Annotated in this window: 3 protein-coding genes; 2 read left to right on the top strand and 1 reads right to left on the bottom strand. The window is 68.1% G+C overall.

Annotation, left to right across the window (positions count from 1 at the left end; all coding sequences use genetic code 11):
• Both E1264_RS44950 and E1264_RS41355 read left to right on the top strand, forming a co-directional pair.
• Nucleotides 1–197 (top strand): hypothetical protein (locus E1264_RS44950; RefSeq protein ID WP_207936933.1); only part of this gene is annotated, 197 nt, incomplete at its 5' end.
• Nucleotides 198–318: 121 nt separating this feature from the next.
• Nucleotides 319–1,854 (top strand): MFS transporter, encoded by a 1,536-nt coding sequence (locus tag E1264_RS41355; RefSeq protein WP_132182848.1) that lies wholly within the window; start codon nucleotides 319–321, stop codon nucleotides 1,852–1,854.
• A gap of 1,280 nt (nucleotides 1,855–3,134) precedes the next feature.
• On the opposite strand, the gene E1264_RS41350 is transcribed toward E1264_RS41355, so the two are convergent.
• A partial coding sequence (locus E1264_RS41350) for a pentapeptide repeat-containing protein (protein WP_132182846.1) occupies nucleotides 3,135–3,673 on the bottom strand: 539 nt, incomplete at its 5' end.

Genomic DNA, 3,673 nt, shown 5'->3' with positions numbered 1-3,673 from the left:
GGGCGGGGTCGTGGCTGCGGATGAAGGGGCCGGTGCACGGCGAGGTGACCCGGCTACCCGACCGGCACCGGGCCGTGGAGACTCGCTATGACAAGCTCTCCGTCCGCTACCAGACCATCCTTGAGATCACCCGCCATCAACGGATGGCTCCACCTACTGCGAGAAGGGGCTTAGGTCGCGTGACGGAGTCGGTGTGAGGCCTTCGGCCGAGCCAGGCGACATCGCGGAATCGAGTGCTCAATCGACGGCTTCTTACTCGTAGGCGACTGGCCGCCCGCGCGGCCGGACGGCTGAACCCCAAGCGAGGAAGGACCGGATATGGTCGCCGTTCGCAGGCGGTGGATCGGGTTGATCGTGCTCACTCTGCCCACGCTGCTCATCTCGATCGACATGACCGTGCTGCATCTTGCGGTCCCGCACCTGGGCGCTGACCTGGACCCGACGGCGAACCAGCTGCTGTGGATCCTGGACATCTACGGCTTCATGATCGCGGGATTCCTGGTGAGCATGGGGGTGCTGGGGGACCGGATCGGGCGGCGCAGGGTCTTGCTGGCCGGCGCGGCCGCCTTCGGTGTGGCGTCCCTGCTGGCGGCGTACTCCACCACCGCCGAGATGCTCATCGTGTCCCGCGCGTTGCTCGGCGTGGCGGGGGCGACGTTGATGCCGTCGACCATGTCGCTGATCCGCAACATGTTCACCGACGACGCGGAACGCACCAAGGCGCTGGCCGTCTGGATGGGCGGGTTCATGGTGGGGTCCGCGATCGGTCCGCTGGTCGGCGGGCTGCTTCTGGAGTTCTTCTGGTGGGGTTCGGTCTTCCTGCTGGGCGTGCCGGTGATGGCGATCCTGTTGCTCGCCGGGCCGGTCCTGCTGCCGGAGTACCGCGACCCGGAGGCCGGACGGCTCGACCTTCTGAGCGCGGTCCTCTCCCTGGGCACCGTGCTCTCGCTCATCTACGGCATCAAGCGCATCGCCACCCATGGCACGGACGCGCCAGTGGCGGTGACCGTCGTGGCCGGCCTTGCCCTAGGCGTCGTCTTCGTGCATCGGCAGCGGCAGCTGGCCGACCCGATGATCGATCTACGGCTGTTCCGCTACCGCGACTTCAGCGTCTCGCTCGCCTCGTTGATGGTGGGGCTCATCGCGATGGGCGGCGTGATGCTCTTCGTCAATCAGTACCTGCAGCTGGTCCGGGGCCTGTCGCCCCTTGAAGCCGGTCTGTGGATGCTGCCGCAGACCGCTTCGGTGCTGCTGAGCACGCAGTTCGCGCCTAAGGTCGTCGGCAGGTTCCGGCCGGCGGTGGTGCTCGCCGGATCCATGGGCGTCGTCGCGGCCGGCGTGCTACTGATCAGCACCGGCAGCCTGGCATGGGTCATCACCGGCCTGGCCGTGATGGGCCTGGGCTTCGGCCCATGGATCCTCCTGGCAATGGACCGGATCATCTCCACGGCACCCCCGGAGCGGGCCGGCGCGGCCTCGGCGATCTCGGAGACCGGTCAGGAGTTCGGGCTCGCCGCCGGGCTGGCATTGCTCGGCAGCCTGGGAACGGCGATCTACCGGAGCGACGTGAGCGACTCCCTGCCCACCGGGGTCCCGCCCGCCGCCGAGAGCGCGGCCCGGGAGAGTCTCGCCGGCGCCGTCGAGACCGCGCAACGGCTTCCCGGACCGGCCGGCCCCGAGCTGCTGGATGCCGCCCGGGACGCCTTCACCACAGGACTGCAAGTGACGGCCCTGATCAGCGCCGTCATCGTCGCCGCCGGAGCGATCGTGATCGGTCTGCTGACCCGCCACGAACAGGCCTCCGTTCGCGAGGAGACCGATAGCACGCCGGAGACCTCTGATGCCCTCACCTGAATCTCATAGCGGGTCAAGCGCTGTTCGTCGGTCAGCTGCTCCACCTGGCCGCGCAGCGTGGTGACGAGCTCGGTCAGCCGTCCGGTGCGCTCCTGATCGGCCATGCCGGTGGCGAGCGCGGTGTTCAGCCGATTCTGCAGACGCCTGCACAGGTGACGCACCTGCGCCAGGTCTTGCTCCAGGAAGGTGATCTGGTCCGGCTCGGTGGGCTCCTTGGGCGGCCGCTTCGCGCTCGCCGCCTCGTACAGGCGCCAAAGCTGAGCGAGCTCTTCCGCACTCAGGGGATCCCACTGGCGGCTCAGCGGCCCGAGGACATAGTGCTGCAGGACGCGCCAGTGAGGAACCTCACTGCCGTCGAGGGTATTCACCAACTTCGAATGACCGACGCCCGCGGCCAGGAACAGCCGACTGTCCGAAGCCCCACGACTTTTCAACGAATCGTCGAGGTATGTGACAAGCGTGATAACTTCCAGAATGTCCGTTTTCAGGGTGCGGCGGACGCTTTTCTGATGCGTCACCGGGGGGATGCCTTCTTTTGATCATGAACGTACACCCGATCCCAGGTGGCTCTGACCTGCAAAACCTTGGGTCACCGCCCCAGGGGACCCTTCCCTGGGGCGGGGAAGGAGAGGGCGGCGAAACATTTTTGAGTTCACTCGGGTTCCCCGCTTCCGGGGACGGGGCCGAACCTACCAGGATCTTGATGTCACGTTCGATTTCACGTCTCGTGCTGTTCACATCCCAGATTAGTGAATGGACGAACGGCCGGGAGACGTGAAAAGGATCTTGGAGGAGATGGTGTCCATTCCTGGTCCCCACATGTGGGGGCACCGGGCTCGCGGCCTGCTGCGACGCAGCACCGCCCCTGACCTCGAACGCCCCGCCCCGCACCTCGCGCCTGGGGGGCGGCCCGGGGGCGGCCTGGCCCGCGGCGGCGGTACGAGCGCAAAGCCCGCCGCCTGGCCCAGGCGGCACTGTTCGCCGCCGTCTGCGGCGCCGCCTACGCCCTCGGCGCCACCGGCGCCGCCTGGCTCCTCTACTGGGTCACCCAGCACGCCCGAGTCCGGATACCGGGCACAAGCGACCCCACCCGATCGCCCCCCGCCGTCACCAGAAACTTCCCCTCCCGTTCCCCGCTTCCGGATGTGAGTTCCGCTGAAGGGCCTTCAGCGGGAACTTACGGCGGACGGCACACTGACGGACGTATCACGAGCCGCAAGCGGCCGAATTCGCAGATCAGTGGGTGGAACTCGTGTCAAAGGTCCCTGCCGAGGCTGTTCTCAGAACCGGGTAGCCGCATCAGTTCGCGCGACGCGGCGCACCTCGTCGGCCGACATCCCCTTGACGTTCTGCAGGTTGGCGCCGCGCAGGTCCGCGCCGCGCAGGTCGGCGCCGCTCAGGTTCGCCAGGCGCAGGTCCGCAAGGCGCAGGTCCGCGCCGTTCAGGTGCGCGCCTTTCAGGATCGCGTAGCTCAGGCGCGCACCGTGGAGGTTCGCGCTGGTCAGGTACGCGCCGAGCAGGTGCGTGCCGTGCAGTTCAGCGCCGCTCAGGTTCGCGTCGCCCAGGTACGCGCCGCGCAGGTCCGCGCCGAGCAGGTCCGCATCGCCCAGCTCCGCGCCGCGCAGGTACACGCCGCTCAGGTTCCCGCCGCCCAGCTCCGCGTCGCCCAGGTCCGCGAAGTTCAGGTCCGCGAGGCTCAGGTCCGCGTGGTTCAGGTCCGCGTCCCGCAAGTACGCGTAGCTCAGGTCCGCGCCGTTCAGGTCCGCGTTGAGGAGCTGACATCCGGGAGCGCGGATGTTGTGCAGGTCGAGGGTGAAAG

It is taken from the genome of Actinomadura sp. KC216, from assembly GCF_004348535.1.
In the GTDB taxonomy this organism is placed as follows: Bacteria; Actinomycetota; Actinomycetes; order Streptosporangiales; family Streptosporangiaceae; genus Spirillospora.
This window is presented reverse-complemented; position numbering and strand designations above follow the sequence as displayed.

Excerpts from the sequence above, each read along its gene's own strand:
- E1264_RS41355 (WP_132182848.1), top strand. The coding sequence starts at position 319 with ATGGTCGCCGTTCGCAGGCGGTGGATCGGGTTGATCGTGCTCACTCTG.